The sequence below is a fragment of the Orientia chuto str. Dubai genome (assembly GCF_000964595.1).
GTDB classification, from domain to species: domain Bacteria; phylum Pseudomonadota; class Alphaproteobacteria; order Rickettsiales; family Rickettsiaceae; genus Orientia; species Orientia mediorientalis.
The window spans coordinates 21478-45757 of the sequence record NZ_LANP01000002.1; the positions used below are offsets into that span (position 1 = coordinate 21478).

Below are 24280 nucleotides of genomic sequence, written 5' to 3' on the forward strand. Positions count from 1 at the left end.
TAATTATTACATTTTAATTTTTTATCAACAAATTTCTTTATTATTAGGATTTCTGATTTAAAACACTTACTGTTTTATTTTTGCTGCAACAATGATTTTATTAATATCAATACTGTCAAGAAAATCCCTTAGTTCTTGTCTAGCAGCTACTTGAGCAATATTCAAATTTCTACTTAATTCAGCCTTGGTCAAATCAAGCAAAGTTAGACCTTCTAAAAACAACTCTTTAAAAATTACTCTTTCACTAAAACCAGAAGCGTTTTTAAAGCAAACACGTTTAGCTAATTGCTCCAAAACATAATTTATATTTCTTTTATTAACAGCATCCAGATTACTCAATCTATTTCGTACAACTACCCATTCAATTGATAAACCGCAGCGTTGAGTCTTGCGCATTTTTTGCTCCCAAACCATCTGACTATAAATAGATGGAGTAATGATTTTAAGGCTTTTAGCATCAATTTTAGCTAACACATCAATGTCTAAAAAGCTATCATTAACAGGGGTAATAATAGTATCAGCATAGGAATGAGCCAAACAAGAAATAGCAGAATAACTGCCAGGAGTATCAATAACTATAACATCAGATTTTTTCCGTAATTCATTAATAGCATTCTCAAATTGTTGACATTCACTTGCATTTGTAGAATCATTGTTATCTACAGTTATTAAAAAATGTAATGGAACAGGAATTTGAGCATTTACATGCTTTGCATTATAAGCATTACGATTTTGTATATAAGTAGTAAGAGAGTGCTGACGAGAATCAGTATCAATACTTCCAACTTTCAACTTTTTATCAAGTAAAGCAGCAATTAAATGCATAGCAAAAGTAGTCTTTCCTGCACCACCTTTTTCATTTCCAATAACAAAAATATAAGGTAATATTATCTCTTTGTTAGCTTTGTTCATAATTATCTTTTACAAACTGGTTAATTAATCTCACTCCAAATCCTGCTGCTCCTGGAGGGCAAATATTTCCTCCTTTTTTATTCCAAGCAACCGAAGCAATGTCTAAATGAATCCATGGAATAGGATTTTTGCTACCATTATTGTTATTTCTAAATTGAATGAATTTTTGCAAAAAACTAGCAGCAGTAGAACTACCAGCAGCACCACGAGCATTACCAATATTAGCTATGTCAGCAATACTAGACTTGAGCATATCGTCATAATCTTTATGTAATGGCATTCGCCATAAATTCTCATTAACCTTTTCACCAGAATTAATCAATTTCTGAGCTAACTCGTCATTATTAGAAAAACATCCAGCATAACTATACCCCACTGCTATAATTATTGCTCCAGTTAAAGTTGCTAAATCTATAATAGCCTCAGGCTTAAATGCTTCTTGTGCATACCATAATGCATCAGCAAGTATTAATCGTCCTTCTGCGTCAGTATTAAGCACTTCTACTGTTTTGCCTGACATTGTTGTTACGACATCGCTAGGTCTTTGAGCATTACCACCAGGCATGTTTTCAACTAACGCTACTATTCCTACTACATTGATTTGTGCTTTTCTACAAGCTAAAGCTTTTATAGCTCCTATTACTGCTGCTGATCCAGCCATATCATATTTCATATCTTCCATACCTGCAGAAGGCTTTAAACTAATTCCCCCAGTATCAAAAGTTACTCCCTTACCCACTAAAGCTAAAGGTGGTTGATCTTTATTTATCGCACCTAGGTAAGATATTGATACTAACTTTGATTCTTTTCGTGAGCCTTGCCCAACTCCAAGCAATGCTCCCATACTTAACTCCTGCATCTCTTGCACACCTAGAATTTCAACCTTTAATTCGATTCCAAGCCTATCTCTTAAAGTTTTAAATTCCTCTTCAATCTTTTCAGCATAAATAGCAGGATATAATTTGTTTGGTGGCTCTGAAATTAAATCCCTTGCTAATATAACTCCCTCATTAATTGGTCGTAGAACATTATTAAAATAGGCTTGAGCTTGTTCAACATCTTTAACATCTTCAAGACCTATAAATAAATTTATTGGGCTAGTTTTCTGCGATTCGTTATCATCATTATTTTTTGTTAAATACTTTTTAAATTTATAACTAGCTAATTCGGCTCCTGATGCAATTAATGATGCAATTTTGAATCTGTCATAATTATTAATATCACAATCCGCTAAAACTAGCATGCTAATTATTGAGTTAGTAGAAATCGACTTTTGTATAACTCCACCTAGTTCCTGAACTTGAAATTCCTTTAATTGATTACTTTTACCAGTGCCTAATAAAACTATATTCTTAACTTCATCATCTTTAACAACAGTTAAGAGTTTAACTTCTCCAAACTTTCCACTAAACATGCATTTTTGTTCTGAATCTTTTTTATTCTGCTGTAAAAATTTTGATATAATTCCACCACACTGTTGATCAAGTTGTAGTATACTAGTTGTTAGCTCTAAATTTGAATCAATCAATAAACATATTGATTGACTACTAGATACAACTGTATGATCTGCTTTATTTATTCCTTCTAAGCAATTAAAAAAATTTTTACTATTAGTTTTTATAAAGTTAACAATCATTTTACCTACTAAATTTATAATAATTCACCATTTATACTAAAGTTTATAGGGTAGATTTGCAAGTTTTACATTAAATTGATACAGCTATTTGTACCATTAATAACTTAAATTCTATACAATAAATAAGCTAAATCATAACAAAATAAGCATTGTAAATTTTAAATTAATATTAAATAAACGACAATAAATTTTTATACTGCAAATGTTGTTTACTAAATTTACGAATAAAGGAACTTTTCTAATCCCAGTTTTGGATTAAGGATTCATAGAAGGTTTAGTATACTTAATACAATACAAAATTAAGGAGGATAATAATTGAACGTTTACATAGAAAAATTTTTCAACTAAAGGGTTTAATTTTTATTTCTTCAGTTATAAAATCCTTAATTGTAAAAAAAAAATCAGAAAAAAATTCTTATTTTAAATAGCCTTTATTTTCAAATAAAAAACCAGTAATATGTTTGGTTAATTCAGATAGGTGTGCTATCACTCGCATTTTATGCTATTATAAGGGTTTAAGATGTAAAATTGTACATAAAATTAGTATACTCAATCATATGTTCATAAAAAATATGAAATTTTTTTAATAAATTTTAAAATAGTTTTTTAAAAAACTTTTGCTATAGCTGGAATCTAGGAGATATTTTATGCAATCTATATAAGAATATTTGCAATAAATAGTTGCAGAATTAAAAAAAACTATGGTAATTATAGTGGAAATAATGCCATAATTTTGCTGGAATTTTTTCTCTAACAGAAAGAAGATGGATAACTGATGTAGATGAAAAAGCTTTAGAAAACTGAAAAGCAGTTGCTAGCATTTATAGTTCATTACTACAAGTATGTAATAATGGAAATATAGCAGAATTATAGGAAAAACTGCGCTTTTTTGCAGAATTATTAGTGTTAGTCAACCTAGAATTAAGTAGTGTTTAGAAAAAAGCAAGTTTAATTGAATACGAAAATAGAATTAAAAGTGGTTGTAAGTTTCATCACACTTCATTTATAAAACTTGTCAGAAATTTTCAATATATTAGTAACTTTACAAAAGAAAAAGATCTAAGATGGCTGCAACTCTTAGTACAACAGTAACGTTAGCATAGTAATTTGTAGAACTATTGAGGTTTAAAACTCTGATTCAGAAGATAATAATGATGAAATTATAGGGCCAGAAGATCGTATGCACTTTAGGGAAATATCACACGGTGATAATGATATAAAATATTCAAAAGAAACAGGATTTAGGTAATATAATATTTTAAAGGAAGGCATATTGATAAAATCTGGTTTCAGCTTTTAAGTTTTCATTGTTGAAATAATTAATATAGAAAAACTAAAAGTAGAATAGATTCAGTTGCAAAGAATTAATTTATAGCTGTTTTTTTTGAAATAAACTACTATGACATATCCTCTATAAATTTTATTCAAAAATCTTGTAAAATTCTTGCCTTAATATTGCCTTATAGTAATCTAAATCTACCTTTTGATTAAGTAATTCTCTTATTGAAGTTATGCTAGCATTGTAATCTCCACATGGAATTATTCCTTTAAATTTCTTTAAATCTGAACATACATTAATAGCCACTCCGTGGTAAGTAACCCACCTATGTATTCGTACTCCTATTGAGGCTATTTTTTGTATGCCAAACTTACCATTTACCCAAACCCCAATAGCATCTTTAACAGTTATACCTGTAATATTAAAGAACTTTAGAGAATTAATAACAAGCAACGAAAGATTATTGACATAATTTCTAATATCTTTTAATCTTCCATTAGCAGATAGATTAATAATAGGATATATTATAACTTGCCCAGGGCCGTGGTAAGTAAATTTTCCCCCCCGATCAGTATAATATACTGGAATATCCGAATTATTTAATAATTCATCTGGCTTAAAACTAATACCAGCAGTATAAACATCCTGATGCTCAAGAACAAACACAGCCTCTGAAGCAGAACCATTTAATATTGCTGTTAATCTTGCTTTCATCATTTTATATGCTTCGCTATATTCGATAGGGTGTTCAATTTCTATCCATTCTATCATTAAGAAAACCTTTCTTCAGCAATAAAAGCATTGTAAGATATGCAGAATAAAAAAGCAATTAATTTTGTTTAGAAAGAACATGATTAGACTGTATTCTCAAAGGAATAAAAAAATAGGAGTGTTTGGATTATCACGTACAGGTTTAGCAGTTTGCAAATCATTAGCCGGACTTGCTGATTTAATTATTTATGATGATTCACATAGTATTCGTGATTCTTTTTATCAACAGAATATTAATTTACAAGATTATAAGATGATTAGTGTTGATCAACTAGAATGGAGAACATGTGACTTTATTGTATTAAGTCCTGGTATACCATATTATACTGCTTCACACTATATTGTGAAGCATGCACAAAAGTATAAGATACCAATCAAGTCAGATATAGATCTTTTATATAATGAATATCCTAATCGTAAATATATTGGAGTTACTGGAACTAATGGTAAAAGTACAACTTCTGCCCTCATTCATCATATCTTAACATTAACTAATGGTCAATTTGATCTTGGAGGCAATATAGGTAAGGCTGTATTATCTTTAAGAGATGATGTAGAAGGTTATATTTTAGAGCTGTCATCGTTTCAACTCGATTTAATAACAGATCTAAAGCTAGATATTGCTGTATTATTAAATATTACTACTGATCATATGGATCGCTATCATTCATTTAATCAATATGTATTATCAAAAAAAAAAATAATTTCTCTTGTTACTAAAAATGGTTATGCATTAATTAATAACGAATGCTCTATTATTTTTAGTGCTAATTATAATACTTTTAATAAGAACGGCTTCAGAAATTATAGTCCAAAATTAGAAAAGCAAGTTATACATACTAATATGGATTTGCAATATCATCCTAAAACTGGTTTGCAGAAAGAAAAAATATTAGTTAAATTTCCATCATGTTTACCTCAGAAATTTACTTCTTTATTATTAGGTAAACATAATAATCAAAATATCGCTGCTGCTTTTTATACATGTAATATTTTAGGTAGAAATGAGTATGATATAATTAATGCTATAAAATCATTTCAGCCTTTACCGCATCGTATGCAGTATATAGGAAAAAAAAATAACATATATATTTACAATGATAGTAAAGCAACTAATATAGATGCTGCTAGTAAATCATTATCAAGTTTATCCAATATTTATTGGATAGCAGGTGGGGTAGCAAAAAAGGGAGGAAATATTTTTTTAAATGAGGCAATTTTGCATGCAGTTAAAAAAGCATATTTGTATGGACAATCTAGATATTATCTTGCTGAAATATTAAAAGGACAAATTATTTTTTCAATTAGTAACACAATGGAAGAAGCCTTTAACCAAGCGATAATAGATGCTGAATCAGATAAAAGTGGTCCAAATCGAAAAAATATATTACTTGCTCCTGCATGTGCTTCATTTGATCAGTTTAAAAACTATGAAGATAGAGGTAATCAATTTATAAAAATATCTCAAGCATTTTTAACAAATTAAAAATATATGAACTTAACTACATTATTTAGAGTATTATGGTGTTGGTGGAAAAGTATAGATCGATGTATAGTGTTTCTATTATGTATTTTATCTGCTTTAAGCTTAATGTTAGTAACAACATCTGGTTCTGCTGTGGCAAATAGAATAGGAGTACCGCAGTCTTATTTTGCCAGTAAACATATATTCTATGTTATACTCGCAGTAGCTACAACATTTGTTGTGTCGTTTTTTAGTAAAACTACAATAAGGCGCTTAGCTATCTTAGGGTTTGTTTTAAATATTATACTATTAATATTTATTAAGTTTTATGGTAATCCTATTAAAGGAGCAAAAAGATGGATTAATATTGGAGGAATATCACTGCAGCCATCTGAATTTATAAAGCCATTTTTTTTAGTAATTACTGGCTGGCTTCTTGCAGATATTCAGGGCGATAAAATTCGTTTTATAGTTACTATTATCTTATATTTAACAGTGGCAATATTATTAATTGCTCAACCTGATTTTGGTATGTTAATAACAATTTCAGTTGCATTTGGAACACAGCTATTTATAGCTGGAATACCATTGCTATTACTTTTTATTTTAGTAGGTATATCAATACTTGGAACAGTAGGGGCATATTTTTTATTACCACATGTTGCAAAAAGAATTAATATTTTTTTAGATTCAACTAATCGTGAAAATTATCAGGTAATGAAATCTTTACAAGCATTTAAGAGTGGAGGTCTATATGGTAAAGGGCCAGGGGAAGGAATAGTTAAGCATATGCTACCAGATTCTCACACTGACTTTATTTTTGCTGTCGCAGGTGAAGAGTTAGGAGCTATAGTTTGCTTAATAATTTTACTAATTTTTTCTTTTATTGTTATATATGGATTTATTAAATTACTATTTGAGGAAGACAATTGTACAATCTTTATATCAGCAGGTATACTTGCCCAGTTTGGGTTTCAAGCTATAGTAAATATAGGAGTTAGTACTAACTTGCTTCCAACTAAAGGTATGACATTGCCATTTATTAGCTATGGTGGTTCTTCTAGTGTAGCAATGGCAATAGGAATAGGGATATTGCTTGCTCTTACAAAGCATAAAACTGATCTTAGTAAATACAAACTTAAGATATGAAAACAATATTTTTAGTTGGTGGTGGAACAGGTGGGCACTTATTTCCAGCAATTGCCTTAGGAGAAGAATTGCAGGAGCGTGGTTATAATGTACACTTAATTACAGATACTAGGTGCGCAAAATACCTCTTAAATTCCAATTACAATTTTAAAATTCATATTATGAATATAATGTCTATTTCTAATATTGGAATTAAAAAATTTTTTTTCTATATAAAAATATTAGCTGCTTGCATAAGTGGGTTAAAATTAGTTTGGTTAAATTCTCCAAGCTTAATAGTAGCTTTTGGAGGATATACTATTATTCCGATTATTATAAATGGAATCTTATTTAACATTCCATTTATTTTGCATGAGCAAAATAGTGTTCTAGGTAGAGCTAATAGTTTTTTTTTAAGATATGCTAAGGCTTTAGCCATTACATTTGCTAATACACTTAATTTAAATAACAGATATAAAGATAAGGTAATATTTACAGGTACTCCCGTAAGAAAAGCTTTAAGATTGGTGCTAAAACGTAATTTTAACTCACAAACGTTTCAGCTATTGGTAATTGGAGGTAGCCAAGGTGCAGAAATATTTTCTACTCTTATACCTAATGCAATTAGGTTATTAGTGAACTATAACCATGATTATAAAATTACTATTGTTCATCAAGCTCCTGCAAAGGATATTAGTTCTGTTAAAGCAATTTATACTGAACTAAATATAGTGCATGAAGTTAGTGATTTTTTTTATAATATTGCTGATAAGTACAAAAATTCTCATTTAGCAATTTCTAGAGCTGGGGCATCTTCTATATCAGAAATAATATCTTTATATCAGCCTGCTATATTAGTTCCATATCCTTTTGCTTCACAAAATCATCAGCTTTTTAATGCTAAAGCTCTTGCAAACAATAATGCTGGTTGGTGTATAGAACAAAGCTCTATTACACCTCAGATTTTATTTGAGAAAATATTAACATTCATGCAATCACCAACATTATTAGCTTCTACTGAATTAAAACTTCAAGAAATGAAAATTGAATCTGAAAAACTATTAGCTAATGCAGTAGAAAAATTTATATCTATATAATATGCATGCAGCAAAGTAACATATTAAAAATACTATTATTGCTTTTAATAATTAAGTATTAAATGCAAGAGTTTATTCTTCATATTTTTTTATACCAAATCAAGTATAAAGCCATTTAAATATAATGTTATTATATTTAGGTAGAGATATCTATAAGGAAATATAAATGCTATCTTAAAGTTGCTGTTAATAAGGTTGTAGTTACTACCTTATAGTAGTAACTTGTTTTGATGTTTTTTAGAAGCATTTTTTTTGCCTGTAGAATGGTGGCTTATTTTAATATATTCATCTACTGTATTAGATAGATCATTTAACTTGCCTCGAAAAAAATGATCAGCACCACTTAATAATTTATATTCAATATTAATATTCTTTTGCCTAGATAACCTGTTAACTAACTCTAATACCGATTCTTCTGGTACTATACTATCTTGTTCTCCTTGAATTATTAGACCTGGTATTGGGCAAGGAGATAAAAATGAAAAATCAAATTTGTTAGTAGGAGGTGATATTGCAATGAAATTATTTATTTCTGGTCTTCGCATAATCAATTGCATACATATCCAAGCTCCAAATGAGAAGCCAACAGCTAAGTATTCTAGACTTGAAGGGTTATGTAACTGCAACCAATCTAAAGCAGTAGCTGCGTCCATTAACTCTCCAACTCCATTATCGAAAGTACCTTGAGATTTTCCTATGCCTCTAAAGTTAATCTTTAATGCTGAAAACCCATTTTTTATTAAAATGGAGTATAGACAGTTTATAACTTCATGATTCATATTACCTTCAAAAAAGTCTGATGGTAAATGTGGATGCAATATTAGTGCTACTGGAGCTCTTGGATTATCTGATTGAATATATTTTCCTTCAATTCGACCTGCTGGACCATTAAAAAATACTTCAGACATAATTATTTACATAAAATATAATTAGTTGACTAAAATAGTAATGTATTAGATAATACAATAAACTAACCTAAAGCTACACTAAAGCATATGGAATAATATTTCAATAGTTTAATTATAATTATATTTTATATATGTTTTCATTAAAGTGATTTTATAAACCAAATTTTAGGAATCTTATATTGATATTAACAACAAAAAGCAAATATGCTGTTATGGGAGTACTAGATATTGCAAGCAGAGAATCAAATAAACCAATCAAATTATTTGAAATTGCTAAACGGCAGAATATAGCTCTTAACTACCTAGAGCAACTATTCAATAAGCTTAAGAATAAAGGAATAGTGAAATCTATTAAGGGGCCAAATGGTGGTTATTTATTAAACTGCGATATAAAAACAACTACTATTAATGATATTGTTTTTGCTGTCGAAGAAAAAATCAAGGTTACTAGATGCAATAACAACAATGGGTGTTTAGCGCTAAATGCTAGATGTACTGCTCACTATTTGTGGGAAGGATTAGAGCAAAAAATTAAAAACTATTTTAGTGAAATATCTTTGGATGATATAATTTCTGGAAAAATAACGGCACAAATAAAGTCATTTAGAGCAAATAAATAGAATAGAAGTAAGTAAAATGTATAACTTTGATGCTATAGCAGCTATAAAAAAAACAGTTAAGCTTAGCAATATTATTACTAATCGTAATAATTTAGTACATAGTTCTAACCAAGTTAATACAATGCAAAAAAATAAAAAGATATATTTTGATTACAATGCAACAACTCCCATACATTCAGAATCATTGGAAGTTATGCTAGAAGTGTTAAATATACCTGCTAATCCATCATCTATACATTATTTTGGGCAAGTAGCTAGAGGATTTATAGAAAAAGCTAGGTTGCAAATTGCTAACAAATTGGACATATCGTTAAATAACAATAAATTTAATTGCATATTTGTTTCTTCAGGTACCGAAGCAAATAATTTGCTGCTTACTAGCTTTAAAAAAGTTTATAAAAATGGAGTAATTGTTACTTGCACAACAGAGCATCCATCAATATTAAATTGTGCTCAAAGTTATAATGATACACAAATTATAGATGTAGATGAAAGAGGTATCGTTGATCTTATAAAATTGCAAAACACACTATTTTGTTATCAAAATTTACCTTTACTAGTTACAATTATGCTAGTTAATAACGAAACAGGTGTTATTCAACCACTTGAAGAAATAATTAATCTTGCTAAAAAATATCAAGCTTGGGTTCATAGTGATTGTAGTCAAGCATTTGGGAAAATTTCAGTGAATTTTACTCAATTATGCCTTGATTTTGCTACAATTTCTAGTCATAAAATTGGTGGGCCAGTAGGAGCAGCATCTCTCATAGCCAGGGTTCCAAATTTTATTACCCCGCAAATAATTGGCGGAGGACAAGAAGATGGAATTAGATCTGGAACTGAAAATGTTGCTGCAATTGCTGGGTTTGGTAAAGCTGTTGAACTATTACCAAGAATTTTGGAAAAAAGCAATTTTACAAAAGAGTTAAAACAATATCTTGAGGCTAAAATTAGCAGTATAGATAACAGAATAAAAATTTTTGGTCAAAATACTCTTAGAGTAGGCAATACAAGCATGATAATGATGCCAGGAGTGACATCTCAGCAACAAATCCTCTATTTTGACATAAATGGTTTTGCTATTAGTGCCGGTTCAGCATGCTCTTCAGGGCAGTTAAAAGAATCTTATGTTTTGAAAGCTATGAAGATTCCAATTTATGAGGCTGAATGCGCAATTAGAATATCCCTTGGATGGTGTAATACTGAAGAAGAAATAAAGAAGTTTTGTGAGCTATGGCAAAAACAATATTTATACCATATTGAAGTTAACAATATAAAGAAACAGGCTTAAATTAAATTTAATATTATAATGGTAGTAAAAACAGCTGAATTAAAAGCAAAATTAAAAAACAAAAATGTTAAGTTTCCCATTTATATGGATTATCAAGCAACTACTCCTGTCGATAGGCGAGTAGTTGATGTAATGTTACCTTACTTAACTGATAAATTTGGTAACCCACATTCACGTAGTCATAATTTTGGATGGGAATCTGAAAAAGCAGTAGAAGTTGCTCGTCAACATATTGCAGCTTTAATTAAAGCTGCCCCAGGAGAAATTATTTTTACTTCTGGAGCAACAGAAGCTAATAATTTAGCTATTAAGGGAATAGTAGATTTTTATAGTAACGATAAGAAAAATCATATAATTACTGTTACAACTGAGCATAAATGTGTTATTAATACTTGTAGATATCTAGAGCAAAATGGTATTAAGGTTACTTATTTACCAGTGAATAGTAATGGGCTAATTGAATTAAATAGTCTCAATGATGCGATCAATGATAGCACCATTATGGTATCAATTTCAGCAGTTAACAATGAAATTGGAGTTATTCAGCCAATTGAAGCTATAGGAGAAATTTGTCGCGAGAAAAAAATCTTTTTTCATACTGATATTGCTCAAGCTTTTGGTAAAATATCCATTGATGTTAATAAATATAATATTGATCTTGCTAGTATTTCTGCTCATAAAATTTATGGTCCAAAAGGTATAGGTGCTTTATATATTAGAAAAAGACCAAGAATACGTATTACTCCAATTATTCATGGTGGAGGGCAGGAGAGGGGAATGCGATCAGGTACTGTGCCTACTCATTTAGTAGTAGGATTTGGAGAAGCAGCAAGAATAGCTAATATTGAGATGTTTGAAGAATATAATCGTATTCAAAAAATGTTTAATAAATTTGTTCACTATATATTGAATCATATACCACAAACTTATTTAAATGGAGATGCCAAAAGTCGATATCCAGGCAATGTTAACATTAGCTTTGCATGTGTTGAGGGGGAATCTTTAATATTAGCATTAAAGGATCTTGCAATTTCTTCCGGATCTGCTTGTACTTCAGCTTCACTAGAACCATCATACGTTTTGAAAGCAATGGGAGTTGATGAAGACCTAGCTCATACTTCCTTACGATTTGGATTTGGGCGATTTACTACAGAAGAAGAAGTAAATTATGCAATATCTTTAATTACTGAAAAAGTAGATCAACTTCGTGCTATTAGTCCGCTTTGGGAAATGATCCAAAAAGGAATAGATATAAAAAAAATTAATTGGTCAGTGCATTAAATAGTTAAATAAAATCAATAATGAGGAAAAATATTATGAGTAATGAAAAAACAATAGTTACTGGTACTCGTACAGCTGGTTATAGTTCAGAGGTTATAAAATATTATGAAGATAGATCTAATGTTGGGTCATTTGATGAAACAGATAAATCAGTTGGTACTGGATTAGTTGGGGCTCCTGCTTGTGGAGATGTTATGAAGCTTCAAATTAAAGTTAATGAACAAGGAGTAATTGAAGATGCAAAATTCAAAACTTTTGGTTGTGGGTCAGCAATAGCATCCAGTGCTTTAGTTACTGAATGGATAAAGTCTCAATCTTTAAATACTGCAGAACAAATTAAAAATAGCCAAATTGCTGAACATTTAGCATTATTACCTATTAAAATGCATTGTTCAATGTTAGCTGAAGATGCTATTAAAGCAGCCATAATTGATTATAAATCAAAGCAAAATAAAACATAGATTTATATTATGAGTAGTTCGTCACAACTTCAAGTTAATAAAGCATCTAAGAATGTTATTACCATTTCAGATTTGGCAGCTAAGAAGATAAAAGAATTGCTTATTACAAGAGGAAAACCATCCTTAGGTATTAAAGTAGGCATTAAACCAGGAGGTTGCTCTGGTCATTCTTATTATATAGAATATGCTGATTCTAAAGGAGTTTTTGATGAAGTTATTATGGATAAAGGAGTAACGATTTTGATCGACCAAAAAGCGGTACTTTATCTATTGGGTACTACAATGGATTATATTGAAGGTAAATTTAGCTCAGGTTTTGAGTTTAATAATCCCAATGAAAAAAGTCGCTGTGGTTGCGGTAAATCTGCACAGTTTTAAAGATTTATTTAATATTAATTATGATAAATTATTTTCAATTATTAAACTTGCCAGAAAGTTTTAGCTTAGAGCTAAAAGATATTGAAGATAATTATTTTCAGTTACAAAGAAAATATCATCCTGATCAAGCTAAGAATGAAGATAAAAGTAAATATTTACAGATATCAACTAATTTAAATAAAGCATATAAAACATTAAGATGTCTTTGTACTCGAGCTGAGCATATACTTAATTTACAAGGAATAGATGTTACTGCTTCAAATTTTAGATCCATAATAAGTACAGATTTTTTAAAAAATATTTTTTTATTACAAAATAAACTGCATAATATTAGCACAGCTGCTGAATTAAGAAAACTAAAAGAGGTTTTAAATACCTCCTTTAATAATTCTATTAAAGATTTAGAATTTGCGTTCAATAGTAAAGACTATGAAACAGCAATAATAAAAACTATTGAGTTAAAATACTGGGATAATTTAATCAATTTTTCTAGGTTATACAATGCATCTAATTAATATTGAAGAGCCACAAAATGACCAATTACATAAAGATGTTGTTATTGGCATTGATTTTGGTACTACTAATTCTTTAGTTGCGCATTCTATCAATAGCAAGCCATATATTATTGCTAATTCTCAAGGTTCAAAAATTCTTCCTTCGATTGTTAGCTTTGATCATGAAGGTAATATTATTTTAGTAGGAAATAAAGAAAAAAATTCTATTACAATTGCATCAGTAAAAAGATTGCTTGGTAAAAGTACTATAGAGTTATTAAATTCTAATGCTATAGGGCAGGAAATAAAAGAATTATTAGTTAAAGATAGCAATATTGCAAATGTTAAAATAGCTAATAAAACTATTAGCCCAATAGAAATATCTGCTAAGATTATTAATCAGCTAAAGCTACAAGCAGAGCAGTATTTTAATCAAAAAATAAAAAAGGCAGTTATTTCAGTGCCAGCTCACTTTGATGAGGCTGCTCGTAATAGTATAAAGCAAGCAGCTAGAATTGCTGATCTTGAAGTATTGAGGCTAATTAGTGAGCCTACAGCTGCAGCATATTCATATGGTCTTGATAAAAGTTCAAATGGTGTTTATCTAGTTTATGATTTTGGAGGCGGAACTTTTGACGTTTCAATTCTAAAAATTAAGAATGAAATTTTTCAAGTTATTGCTACTGGAGGTGATAATCAACTTGGAGGAAATGATATCGATTATTTAATTTTAGATTATCTGTGTAATAAGCTTTCTCTTAATCCAAATCATCTTTCAACTGAATTTTTAGTATTAATTACTGAGTGTTGCAAAACAGCTAAAGAGCATTTAACTACCAATGATATTTTTAATCAAATAATAAAATATAATGGTAAAAATCTCGAGTTTTGCATCACTAGAGTAGAATTTGAACAAGTTATAAAAAATTTTATTAATAAAACAATTGATATTACTAATCAAGTTATTGAAGATAGTGGAGTAAGAGAGCAGTTAAAAGGTATAATATTAGTTGGAGGTATTAGTAATATTCCATTGATAAAAAAACTATTGAAGCATACTTTTAAAGTACAGGTATTGTCTGATTTAAATCCTGAAACAATAGTAGCAACTGGAGCAGCTCTGCAAGCTGAAAATTTAACTTCATCAAATAAACACTTACTAATAGATGTGGTACCACTATCATTAGGATTAGAAGTTATGGGAGGTATGGTAGAAATTCTAATTCCGAGAAATTCTCCAATACCAATTTCTATTACTAAACAATTTACTACTTATGCAAATAATCAAACAGCAATAAATTTTCATATAGTGCAAGGAGAAAGAGAAATGGCTATTGATTGCAGGTCTTTGGCAAAGTTTGTATTAAATAATTTACCATTAGGTCCTGCTGGTAGTGTTAGTGTTGAAGTTACATTTGCTATTGATGCAGATGGTTTATTATTTATTAGCACTAATGAGCAAAAAATGGGAGCATCTGAATTTATTGCTATAAAATCTGCTTTAGATATAAGTGCAGAAGAAGTAAATAATATTTTAGAAAATGCTTATCAGAATAATATTTTAGATTATAATAAGAAACAGCTTAATGAAGCAATTACTAAAGCTAATTTTATAATTAGTAATGTTAATCAATTAATAGCTAAAAACTTAATACCTCAAGAAAATATGAATTTAGTTGAAAATATTATTCAGAATTTACAGAAATTTATCAAATTAAGTGATATAACTTTAATCCAAGAAGGAATCAAGCAAATTGAGGAGCTTCAATGCTCTTTGTTACAAAGAACTTTAAAGTTTGTATTGCAAGGTAAGAATATTAAAAAATTACTTAATGATAAATAAAAATTATTTATTAACTATTATGGCTCAACAAACAGTAAAAGTAATTTTTATAATTAATGATACAGAAGAAAAAATTATTGATGCTCCAATTGGACTATCATTGTTGGAAGTTGCGCATCAAAATAAGATAGATTTAGAAGGAGCTTGTGAGGGCTCTTTAGCATGTTCTACTTGTCATGTGATAGTTGATTCGAATTGGTATCAAAAACTTCCTCTACCTGTTGAAGAAGAAGAAGATATGTTGGATTTAGCTTTTGGGTTAACTAGCACATCTAGGCTGGGATGTCAAGTTATTATTACTAAAGATCTTCATGGATTAAGAGTTAGGCTACCAGCAGCAACTAGAAATGTTAGTTTGTTATAAATAATTGCAAATGCGATACTGAAAATTAATTTCAATAATTTTATTAAGATAAATTTATAATTATTTAGATTATTATAGCGCCTTGTTAATATATTTTATAATTTTATAGCAATTTTTATGATTTAAAATGTAATTCTTTATTTTTTTATAAAAAATATCTTGCTTTTGTGATAAGTTCATGAGATCATACGACAATTAATTGTTATAATTGTGTTATAATAGCACTTATGAGGCAAAATAAATGCGTGTACTATTAATTGAAGATGATCCAGCGCAGGCATCATCCATTGAGTTATCTTTAGCAAATGAAGGTATAATTGCTGATAAAGCTCATTTAGGTAAAGATGGGATTGAGATCTCAAAACTATATGAATACTCTCTTATTATATTAGATTTAATGCTACCAGATATAAATGGGTATGAAGTTTTGTTAAGCTTAAGATCACAAAAAATACAAACTCCTGTTTTGATTCTATCTGGTCTATCAGCTATTGATAATAAAATTAAAGGTTTATCATTTGGAGCTGATGATTATATAACAAAGCCTTTTGATTCTGATGAATTAGCTGCTAGGGTGAAAGCTATTATACGTAGATCAAAAGGGCACTCAGAAGCAGTAATTAGAGTAGGGCCATTATCAATAAATTTAGATACAAGATCTGTGTCTGTTTTTAATAAAGAGAAACAAAAAAATATTCCTATACATTTAACTAATAAAGAATACAAGATACTTGAGCTTTTAGCAATTAAAAGGGGTACTGTTTTAACTAAAGAGGTATTTTTGAGCCATCTTTATAGTGGTATAGATGAACCGGAAATTAAAATTATTGATGTTTTCATATGTAAGTTGCGTCGTAAGCTTGAAAAAGCATCTAATGGTATTAATTTCATTGAGACAGTATGGGGAAGGGGATATATATTTGCAGAGTTAAAAACTGATGATAATTATGCTTTAAATTAGCATCAATATAATTATAATAAATTCTATTTAGTTTATTGTATAGCACACTTCTTAAGTATTGCTATATAATATAAGTATTTATTCTCAATTTAAAATTAATAATAAATTTTATTAATTAATTTTAAAAAGCTATATACTGTCTAATTGTTCGTTTAATAAACTTAAATTCTATAATGTCAAATAATTTAGATCAAAGCAAACATGAATCGATGAATTCATTAATTCCGGTAGATAAATTAGTATTTATTCCAGTTGGTGGATGTAATGAAATAGGAATGAATGTGAACATTTATCATTATCAAGGAGAATTTATAATGATAGATTGCGGAGCAGGATTTCCAAGTGATTTTACCCCTGGTGCTAACATGCTAATAACAGATCTTAGCTTCATTAAAGCTAGTGGTAAAAAATTATCTGGATTGATACTAACCCATGCTCATGAAGACCATTTAGGGGGAGTTCAATATCTTCTTCAGGACTTAGATTGTCCTATTTATGCTACTAATTTTACAGCTAATTTTTTAACTCTTAGATTGAAAGAATATGATCCAAACTGTAAGTTTGTTATTAATACAATTACCCCTGGTCATAAGTTTAATATTGGACCATTTTCAATTGAGATGTTAACTCTAACTCATTCAGCTCCAGAAATGCAAGCATTAATGATTAGAACTGATGCTGGTACTATTTTGCATACCGGAGATTGGAAATTTGATGATGATCCTATTATAGGAAAAAAAACTGATAAAACTTTGTTGCAGAAATATGGAGATGAAGGAATAACTGCTCTAGTATGTGACTCCACTAATGTGTTTTATAGTGGGTTTTCAGGTTCTGAAGGTGATTTGCAAAAAAGCTTAATTGACATTATTTATAATGCTTCTGGATTAATAATTACTACAACATTTGCTTCTAATTTAGCTAGATTGCAGTCATTGATTGTAGCTGCCAAACATTCTGGCCGTAAAGTTATTCTTGCTGGAAAAAGTTTAGTACGCATGATGCATGCTGCACGAGATAGTGGCTATTTAAATGATGTTAATGAACAATTGTTAGACATCAAAGAATTTAATAAATATCCACGTGAAAAGTTAATGATTATTTCAACAGGTTGCCAGGGGGAGCCTTTAGCAGCAGTTAATAAGATAGTGACAGGAAATCATCAATATATTAAGTTACAACCTAAAGATACTGTTATTTTTTCGTCTAAGATTATTCCAGGTAATGAAAAAAGAATATATAAGCTATTTAATCATCTTACTAGAGCACAAGTTACAGTTATTACTGAAAAAGATAATTTTGTACATGTATCTGGGCATCCAGCAATTGAAGAGCTAAAGACTATGTATAAACTATCTCAGCCAAAGATGTGTATACCAGTGCATGGTGAGCCAATGCATATACATGCACATGCTAATCTAGCCAAAAGTTGTGGAATTAAGCATGTTGTTGAATTAGAAAATGGTTCTGTTCTACAAATTGGCTTAGATGCACCTAAAATTTTAGGTACAATAAAAGTGCAATATTTGGCAATAGATGGCAATTATATACTTCCAACAACTTCAGATATTTTTTATAAGCGTAGAAGAATGCAAGAAAATGGCATTGTTATTGCTACTTTAATTTTCAATCATAGAAATGTCTTAGCTATGGAGCCAATATTGTCATTTCCTGGTCTTTTAGATCCTAATCCTAAAGATGAGCATGATTCTGACTACTCTATTGTAATATTAATTAAGCAAGAACTTCACCAAATATTATCTATTAATAATAGTTCTAAAAAAAGATCAATTAAACTAGATAAAATTCAAGAAGTTACAAAAAACTGTATAAGGCGCATTATAAAACAAGAAGTTAATAAGAATCCAATAATCATTGTTAATATTAAAAAATTACAAAGAAGTTAATGCAATTAATTTATAATTGCTAAGCTCTAACATTGACTTAGCAATATTATTCAGTTATATTTACCGCTATTCTATATTAATTAGTATAATTCAATGATGATTTCAACAAATGAAGTGCAGTTAATTGCTAGCTATTGTAAGTTAAGATTTAATGAGCAAGAACTAAGTCATATGGTTAAGCAACTGTCTAATATAGTAGATATGATGGGGGAATTAGAAAAAATTGACTGTACAGCAGTTGCCCCTATGTGGTGCTTTGAGAAAAGTAATAGAATGCGTCCGGATCAAGTTAAGCAATATATTACAACAGATCAGTTATTGTCTAATGTACCGCAGTCATCAGCGAATATAGCTAAAGATACAAAATATTTTGTTGTACCTAAAATAATAGAATAATGACTAATCTAGTAAAGTTAACAATTTCTCAAGCAATTAATGGACTGAAAACTAAGGAATTTTCTGCTACTGAATTAGTACTAGCACATATCAATCAAATGGATAAATATAGGTATATTAACGCTTATATTACTGAAACTCCAGAGCTTGCTCTACAATCAGCCAAAAAAGCTGATACTTTAATTCAAAGTAATCAGGCCCGTCCAATTGAAGGTATTCCACTTTCTATTAAAGATCTCTTTTGCACTAATGGAATATTAACTACTGCTGCATCAAGAATGCTACATAATTTTATACCTTTTTATGATTCTACAGTGTACAGCAAAATCATAAATGCTGGAGGTATTATGTTAGGAAAAGGTAATATGGATGAGTTTGCTATGGGTTCAGCAAATATTAGCAGCTATTTTGGTAAAGTAATTAATCCATGGAAGGCTGAAAATGATGATGCAGATTTAACCCCTGGTGGATCTTCAGGAGGCTCATCAGCTGCTGTTTCAGCATTTATGGCAATGGCAGCCTTAGGTAGTGATACTGGAGGATCAGTAAGGCAACCTGCATCTTATACTGGAACTGTTGGTATGAAACCAAGTTATGGGAGATGTTCAAGATGGGGGATGATTGCATTTTCATGCTCGTTGGATCAAGCTGGAATAATAACTCGTACAGTTGAAGATGCAGCAATTATGCTAGAGACTATGATGGGTTATGATGAAAAGGATTCAACAAGTTTAAACAGCGAAGTTCCTAACTTGCAATCAGCTATTAACCAGCATATTAAAGGCATGAAAATTGGTATACCTTATGTTTGATGGAAAATAGTAACTTAAATAGTGAAGTTACTGCAATGTGGCAGAACACTATAGATTTATTAAAGGATCATGGTGCTGAAATTACATCTATAAGCTTACCTCATATTAATTATGCATTACCAGTATATTATGTTCTTTCTTCTGCTGAAGCATCATCAAATTTAGCAAGATATGATGGGGTCAGATATGGTTTAAGAGTTGAAGAAAATAACTCAAATATTAATGAAATCTATGAACTTTCTAGATCAGAAGGGTTTGGAGCTGAGGTAAAAAGAAGAATTATGATGGGAACTTATGCTCTTGCATCAACAAATATAAATTCATATTATATTAAAGCTCAGCAAGTAAGACGGTTAATAGTTAATGATTTTACAAATAGTTTTAGTAAGGTAGACTGTATATTAATTCCATCTGTACCTACTGCAGCATTTCCACTAGACTATAACCAAGATGATCCAGTTACTATGTATTTAAATGATATATTAACAATACCAGCTAGTTTAGCTGGGCTACCATGTATTTCAATACCAGCTGGTTTTTCAGCTAATAAATTACCATTGGGGATGCAAGTTATTGGCTCTCGCTTAGATGAGTACAATGTTATTAAAGTATCATCAGCTATTGAAAAGGCATTAAATCTAAAATTTATTCCAAAAGGTTTTTAAACATGAGTTTTATAGAAGGCAAAACAACTGGAAAGTGGGAGTATGTTATAGGACTTGAAATTCATGCTCAAATAAAATCTAGTTCCAAGCTATTTTCTAGCGCTTCAACTGAGTTTGGCAATTTGCCGAATTCACAAGTAGAATTGCTAGATGCTGCTATGCCAGGAGCCTTACCAGTATTGAATAAATTCTGTGTACTTCAAGCTATAAAAACTGCTCTAGGAATTAATGCTAAAATAAATAAGTTATCTAGTTTTGACCGCAAAAACTATTTTTATGCTGATTTACCAGCAGGTTATCAAATTTCGCAATTTTTTCATCCAATTGCTCAAGGTGGTTGGGTAGAAATATTTGATGAAAACAATAATATTAAGCGTATCAAAATTAATAGGTTGCATCTTGAACAAGATACAGGAAAAAGCACTCATGATCAATCAGATACTTATAGCTATATAGATCTTAATCGCAGTGGTATAGGATTGATGGAAATAGTATCTGAACATGATATTTCTTCGCCTGCCCAAGCAGCAGAGTATATAAAAAAACTTAGAGCAATATTAAGATATCTGGATAGTTGTAGCGGGGATATGGAAAAAGGATCGTTAAGATGTGATGCTAATATATCAGTACGGAAGCCAAATGGAGAATTAGGAATTAAATGTGAAATAAAAAATCTTAATTCAATTAAGTCAATTGTTAGAGCTCTAGAATTTGAAGGCCAAAGGCAAGTTAAGATATTAGAATCTGGAGGAGTAATTAAGCAGGAAAGTCTTCTATTTGATGCTACTCTAGGCAAAACATGCCCAATGAGGTCTAAAGAGAATGCTACTGATTATAGGTATTTTCCTGATCCAGACCTGCCACCAATAATATTAGACCAATCTTTAGTTGATGAGATTGCTAGTAGTTTGCCTGAATTGCCAGATGCTAAAATTACAAGGTATATTAATGAAATTAAGCTTAATGATTACGCTGCTAGAGTTTTAGCAGCTGATAAGGATATTGCTTACTTTTTCGAAGAGGTTATTAAAACTGCCAATCCTATATTAACTGCAAACTGGATATTAAGTGAATTGTTTGGACTAATGAATAAGGATAGAATTACTATTTCCGAATGTAAAATTACTGCTCATCACTTTTCAGAGTTAATGCAATTAATTAGCTCTGAATCAATATCAAGCAAAATTGCAAAAACTATTTTAAAGGAAATGTTTGATACTGGACATAGTCCAAAAATAATTATACAAAAAAAAAATATACAGCAAATTTCAGATTATAATCAAATTGCAGATATTATTGATAATATACTGAAAGATAATTATCAATCAGTTATATCTTATAAAAGTGGTAAAGATAGGCTATTTGGCTTCTTTGTTGGACAGGTTATGAAAGCAACAGCTGGCAATGCTAATCCTATACTTGTAAACAAAATATTGCATAATAAATTAAATAATCAATAAAAAAGGAGATAAATGCATCATATAAAATGATCCTTTTCCTGTGGAATTTTTTTATATATTTCTTCCTTTATTATTACACCTGTTATTAATAGATCTATTATGAGATTTCATTGCCTGTAATTTATTATTATAATAATTAATATCTGTTTTATTACCTCCACCATATTTAAGTGCATATTTTGCACCACCGACTATTAAATTATGAATAAAATTACTTAGATTAGTTTCTCCAGCAATTCGCCGTGGGTTAAGCAATTTATAAACTTCATATATTGCAAATCTTTTTAAATTTTTCTTCAATTCTGCTCTAGATGAGTTAGTAATATATTCCAGATTGTCTTTTTCTTGCACTAAATCTTGATTTTCTTCTGCTAAGTTTCTTGTGCGTTTATATATTAATTCTTTACTTATTTTAGCAATTTGCTTAGTGATTTGCTGTTCTATTTCTTGAGTTACTTCTATAGAAGAAGAGCCTGAAGAATTACTAAGCAATAGTTTTTTAATTAATAATATAATTTTTGTTTGCAGCTTAGATACATCTTGATCAGTTTCAAAACTGCTAATTAATGCATCAAGTTCAGCTTCAAACTCAGCATTATTTTTTAATTTCTGATAAAATTCATTGACTAATATATCAGAACTAGAAACTGCTTTTTTTTCTGAATTCTTAGTATCTTCATTCTTAGTATCTTCATCATCATTTGTTTTAGCATTTTCATCAGTTGTAGTATTTTCATCAGTTGTAGTATTTTCATCAGTAATGTCTCTGTTGATCATATTATATAATTAAATAAAATTGGTATTTTATTATATCATAATTATTTAATTAAGTTTGTGTATTTAATTAGTTTTCTAGCAAAAATAACGTAAAAAGGGCATTAATATTAAAGTTCTATAATTAATATTATGGAAAATGAGCTAAAGAAAGAAGGAAGTTAGATTTTTGTAATTCTGTATAATAAGAAAGAAAATGTACAAATACATACTACTGTTATATAAATTGCTGGAGCAATAAGATTATTATCAAAGTATTTCCATAGTGCTAAGCATATTGGAACACAGCTACGACCCCAGAATTCACAGCCAATAGTATATCCAGTTCCTATAAATAAATATTTATTATCTTTAACTTGCTGTACTAGCAATACATTTAATAATGTGGAAAAAATTACTCCCCAAAATATTATCCAACATTTTATTAAAAAAATTACTGGTAAAGCTAAATCAGGCAAATAAATAAAGCATGGTATCATTGTTACTGATAATATTATTACAGATAATAGCATCCATATTTTATAATTATGAATTTTAATTATATAACCTATAACTACTATCATAGCAGTATCAAAATACATAAGTATATTGCTATATGTAAGCATTTTTACACGAGAAATATTACTTATTAAAGGTATAATATTATCTAACAGGACAAATGGAACAGCATAAGTAATATAACTTAAACCATGTAAACAAGAAACTTGCAGTAACAAGAAAAATTTATTAAATCTAGTGAAGGAAATCATTTCTTTAGTATCAGAAATATATAAATTATTTAAAGATATTATTCTTAGCCTAAAATATAATCCAATAATTCCTATCAGTGATCCTAAAGCAAAAGCGTACCGCCAATTATTAAATATAGTAGCAACAGTAGAAGCTAGTATTATACCTATCATAGTTGAACACTGGTAATAACTATTTGCTTTAATAAATTCTTTCTCTTTAACTGTATTAAATATAAGTACTGATGATATACTGACTTCTCCAGCAGCGCAAAACCCTTGTAATATCTTAGCTAGAGTTAGAAGAATTGTAGCTACTATTCCAATAGATTCATAACTTGGAATAGTAGCTACAATACAGGTTGAAAACCCAACTCCTCCCAACGTAATTAGTAGCACTTGTCTGGAATCGATAATATTAGCTAACCATCCAAAAAAATACGCACCTGCCGGCCTAGTAATAATATTACAGAATGAGAATAAGCTATAAATTACAATTAAAGCAATAACTTCATTCTTAAAGTCAAAAAAATTACTCACTAAATATGGAGCAAAGAAAATATATAAAGCTGTACTATAATGATCTAAAGCATTACCAAATAAGATCAATAATTTCACGCAATAACCTTATAAAACTTTATATTTTTAT

Annotated in this window: 21 protein-coding genes and 1 pseudogene; 16 read left to right on the top strand and 6 right to left on the bottom strand. The window is 29.3% G+C overall.

What is annotated here, in order from left to right:
• Window positions 1–66 precede the first annotated feature (66 nt).
• The 3 genes from OCHUTO_RS00490 to lipB form a co-directional block, all read right to left on the bottom strand.
• On the bottom strand, window positions 67–912 hold the full coding sequence (locus OCHUTO_RS00490) for a division plane positioning ATPase MipZ (protein WP_045796923.1): 846 nt from the start codon (window positions 910–912) through the stop codon (window positions 67–69).
• Window positions 899–2548, bottom strand: a complete 1650-nt coding sequence (locus OCHUTO_RS00495) for a leucyl aminopeptidase (RefSeq protein WP_052694601.1) — start codon at window positions 2546–2548, stop codon at window positions 899–901. The genes OCHUTO_RS00490 and OCHUTO_RS00495 overlap by 14 nt, the downstream gene beginning before the upstream one ends.
• Before the next feature lie 1420 nt (window positions 2549–3968).
• Window positions 3969–4598: a lipoyl(octanoyl) transferase LipB gene (gene lipB, locus OCHUTO_RS00500; protein ID WP_045796924.1), complete on the bottom strand. Its 630-nt coding sequence runs from the start codon at window positions 4596–4598 to the stop codon at window positions 3969–3971.
• 79 nt (window positions 4599–4677) lie between these two features.
• Here lipB and murD point away from each other — a divergent pair, with 79 nt between their 5' ends.
• From murD to murG, 3 genes are read left to right on the top strand one after another with little or no spacing between them, the layout of a single operon-like run.
• Complete coding sequence (murD, locus tag OCHUTO_RS00505) at window positions 4678–6084, top strand: UDP-N-acetylmuramoyl-L-alanine--D-glutamate ligase (protein WP_045796925.1); 1407 nt, start codon at window positions 4678–4680, stop codon at window positions 6082–6084.
• A 6-nt stretch (window positions 6085–6090) separates the two neighbouring features.
• The gene (locus OCHUTO_RS00510; RefSeq protein ID WP_045796926.1) at window positions 6091–7212 is read left to right on the top strand and encodes an FtsW/RodA/SpoVE family cell cycle protein; all 1122 of its coding nucleotides are present in this window, start codon (window positions 6091–6093) and stop codon (window positions 7210–7212) included.
• Window positions 7209–8288, top strand: a complete 1080-nt coding sequence (murG, locus tag OCHUTO_RS00515; RefSeq protein ID WP_045796927.1) for an undecaprenyldiphospho-muramoylpentapeptide beta-N-acetylglucosaminyltransferase — start codon at window positions 7209–7211, stop codon at window positions 8286–8288. Before OCHUTO_RS00510 ends, murG begins: the two co-directional genes overlap by 4 nt.
• A 209-nt stretch (window positions 8289–8497) precedes the next feature.
• Here the strand turns inward: murG and OCHUTO_RS00520 are convergent, their stop codons facing one another.
• The gene (locus OCHUTO_RS00520; RefSeq protein WP_045796928.1) at window positions 8498–9196 is read right to left on the bottom strand and encodes an alpha/beta hydrolase; all 699 of its coding nucleotides are present in this window, start codon (window positions 9194–9196) and stop codon (window positions 8498–8500) included.
• A 179-nt stretch (window positions 9197–9375) separates the two neighbouring features.
• Between OCHUTO_RS00520 and OCHUTO_RS00525 the strand changes: the two genes are divergently transcribed.
• The 13 genes and pseudogenes from OCHUTO_RS00525 (at window position 9376) to gatB (ending at window position 22129) form a co-directional block, all read left to right on the top strand.
• Window positions 9376–9816 (top strand): Rrf2 family transcriptional regulator, encoded by a 441-nt coding sequence (locus tag OCHUTO_RS00525; RefSeq protein WP_045796929.1) that lies wholly within the window; start codon window positions 9376–9378, stop codon window positions 9814–9816.
• A gap of 16 nt (window positions 9817–9832) precedes the next feature.
• Window positions 9833–11107, top strand: a complete 1275-nt coding sequence (locus OCHUTO_RS00530) for a cysteine desulfurase family protein (RefSeq protein ID WP_052694602.1) — start codon at window positions 9833–9835, stop codon at window positions 11105–11107.
• 18 nt (window positions 11108–11125) lie between these two features.
• Window positions 11126–12388 carry an IscS subfamily cysteine desulfurase gene (locus tag OCHUTO_RS00535; protein WP_045796930.1) on the top strand — a complete coding sequence of 421 codons (1263 nt, stop codon included), beginning with the start codon at window positions 11126–11128 and terminating at the stop codon, window positions 12386–12388.
• A 35-nt stretch (window positions 12389–12423) separates the two neighbouring features.
• Window positions 12424–12849, top strand: a complete 426-nt coding sequence (gene iscU, locus OCHUTO_RS00540; protein ID WP_045796931.1) for a Fe-S cluster assembly scaffold IscU — start codon at window positions 12424–12426, stop codon at window positions 12847–12849.
• 9 nt (window positions 12850–12858) lie between these two features.
• Window positions 12859–13227: a HesB/IscA family protein gene (locus tag OCHUTO_RS00545; RefSeq protein WP_045796932.1), complete on the top strand. Its 369-nt coding sequence runs from the start codon at window positions 12859–12861 to the stop codon at window positions 13225–13227.
• 20 nt (window positions 13228–13247) lie between these two features.
• Complete coding sequence (gene hscB, locus OCHUTO_RS00550) at window positions 13248–13742, top strand: Fe-S protein assembly co-chaperone HscB (RefSeq protein ID WP_045796933.1); 495 nt, start codon at window positions 13248–13250, stop codon at window positions 13740–13742.
• Complete coding sequence (hscA, locus tag OCHUTO_RS00555; RefSeq protein ID WP_045796934.1) at window positions 13729–15564, top strand: Fe-S protein assembly chaperone HscA; 1836 nt, start codon at window positions 13729–13731, stop codon at window positions 15562–15564. Before hscB ends, hscA begins: the two co-directional genes overlap by 14 nt.
• Before the next feature lie 19 nt (window positions 15565–15583).
• A complete protein-coding gene (locus OCHUTO_RS00560; RefSeq protein WP_045796956.1) occupies window positions 15584–15928 on the top strand; it encodes a ferredoxin family 2Fe-2S iron-sulfur cluster binding protein in 345 nt (114 codons plus the stop codon).
• Between the two features lie 241 nt (window positions 15929–16169).
• Window positions 16170–16889 (top strand): response regulator transcription factor CtrA, encoded by a 720-nt coding sequence (ctrA, locus tag OCHUTO_RS00565; RefSeq protein WP_045796935.1) that lies wholly within the window; start codon window positions 16170–16172, stop codon window positions 16887–16889.
• A 209-nt stretch (window positions 16890–17098) separates the two neighbouring features.
• Window positions 17099–18796: a ribonuclease J gene (locus tag OCHUTO_RS00570; RefSeq protein ID WP_045796957.1), complete on the top strand. Its 1698-nt coding sequence runs from the start codon at window positions 17099–17101 to the stop codon at window positions 18794–18796.
• A 93-nt stretch (window positions 18797–18889) separates the two neighbouring features.
• Entirely contained in the window at window positions 18890–19192 is a 303-nt protein-coding gene (gatC, locus tag OCHUTO_RS00575) for an Asp-tRNA(Asn)/Glu-tRNA(Gln) amidotransferase subunit GatC (RefSeq protein ID WP_232296892.1), read from the top strand.
• Window positions 19192–20669 (top strand): annotated as a pseudogene (gene gatA / locus OCHUTO_RS00580) (Asp-tRNA(Asn)/Glu-tRNA(Gln) amidotransferase subunit GatA). The gene gatC and the pseudogene gatA overlap by 1 nt, the downstream one beginning before the upstream one ends.
• A gap of 2 nt (window positions 20670–20671) precedes the next feature.
• Complete coding sequence (gene gatB, locus OCHUTO_RS00585) at window positions 20672–22129, top strand: Asp-tRNA(Asn)/Glu-tRNA(Gln) amidotransferase subunit GatB (protein ID WP_045796936.1); 1458 nt, start codon at window positions 20672–20674, stop codon at window positions 22127–22129.
• Between the two features lie 51 nt (window positions 22130–22180).
• Here the strand turns inward: gatB and OCHUTO_RS00590 are convergent, their stop codons facing one another.
• The gene (locus tag OCHUTO_RS00590) at window positions 22181–22906 is read right to left on the bottom strand and encodes a DUF5394 family protein (protein ID WP_084215301.1); all 726 of its coding nucleotides are present in this window, start codon (window positions 22904–22906) and stop codon (window positions 22181–22183) included.
• 158 nt (window positions 22907–23064) lie between these two features.
• On the bottom strand, window positions 23065–24249 hold the full coding sequence (locus OCHUTO_RS00595; RefSeq protein ID WP_045796937.1) for an MFS transporter: 1185 nt from the start codon (window positions 24247–24249) through the stop codon (window positions 23065–23067).
• Window positions 24250–24280 lie beyond the last annotated feature (31 nt).

Bases quoted from the DNA above. Each gene is read 5' to 3' on its own strand.
- murG (WP_045796927.1), top strand. From the start codon at position 7,209: ATGAAAACAATATTTTTAGTTGGTGGTGGAACAGGTGGGCACTTATTT.
- OCHUTO_RS00510 (WP_045796926.1), top strand. From the start codon at position 6,091: ATGAACTTAACTACATTATTTAGAGTATTATGGTGTTGGTGGAAAAGT.
- ctrA (WP_045796935.1), top strand. From the start codon at position 16,170: ATGCGTGTACTATTAATTGAAGATGATCCAGCGCAGGCATCATCCATT.
- hscB (WP_045796933.1), top strand. From the start codon at position 13,248: ATGATAAATTATTTTCAATTATTAAACTTGCCAGAAAGTTTTAGCTTA.
- OCHUTO_RS00545 (WP_045796932.1), top strand. From the start codon at position 12,859: ATGAGTAGTTCGTCACAACTTCAAGTTAATAAAGCATCTAAGAATGTT.
- OCHUTO_RS00590 (WP_084215301.1), bottom strand. From the start codon at position 22,906: ATGATCAACAGAGACATTACTGATGAAAATACTACAACTGATGAAAAT.
- gatB (WP_045796936.1), top strand. From the start codon at position 20,672: ATGAGTTTTATAGAAGGCAAAACAACTGGAAAGTGGGAGTATGTTATA.
- OCHUTO_RS00560 (WP_045796956.1), top strand. From the start codon at position 15,584: ATGGCTCAACAAACAGTAAAAGTAATTTTTATAATTAATGATACAGAA.
- OCHUTO_RS00535 (WP_045796930.1), top strand. From the start codon at position 11,126: ATGGTAGTAAAAACAGCTGAATTAAAAGCAAAATTAAAAAACAAAAAT.
- OCHUTO_RS00530 (WP_052694602.1), top strand. From the start codon at position 9,833: ATGTATAACTTTGATGCTATAGCAGCTATAAAAAAAACAGTTAAGCTT.
- gatC (WP_232296892.1), top strand. From the start codon at position 18,890: ATGATGATTTCAACAAATGAAGTGCAGTTAATTGCTAGCTATTGTAAG.
- OCHUTO_RS00520 (WP_045796928.1), bottom strand. From the start codon at position 9,196: ATGTCTGAAGTATTTTTTAATGGTCCAGCAGGTCGAATTGAAGGAAAA.
- hscA (WP_045796934.1), top strand. From the start codon at position 13,729: ATGCATCTAATTAATATTGAAGAGCCACAAAATGACCAATTACATAAA.
- iscU (WP_045796931.1), top strand. From the start codon at position 12,424: ATGAGTAATGAAAAAACAATAGTTACTGGTACTCGTACAGCTGGTTAT.
- OCHUTO_RS00490 (WP_045796923.1), bottom strand. From the start codon at position 912: ATGAACAAAGCTAACAAAGAGATAATATTACCTTATATTTTTGTTATT.
- OCHUTO_RS00570 (WP_045796957.1), top strand. From the start codon at position 17,099: ATGAATTCATTAATTCCGGTAGATAAATTAGTATTTATTCCAGTTGGT.
- OCHUTO_RS00495 (WP_052694601.1), bottom strand. From the start codon at position 2,548: ATGATTGTTAACTTTATAAAAACTAATAGTAAAAATTTTTTTAATTGC.
- lipB (WP_045796924.1), bottom strand. From the start codon at position 4,598: ATGATAGAATGGATAGAAATTGAACACCCTATCGAATATAGCGAAGCA.
- murD (WP_045796925.1), top strand. From the start codon at position 4,678: ATGATTAGACTGTATTCTCAAAGGAATAAAAAAATAGGAGTGTTTGGA.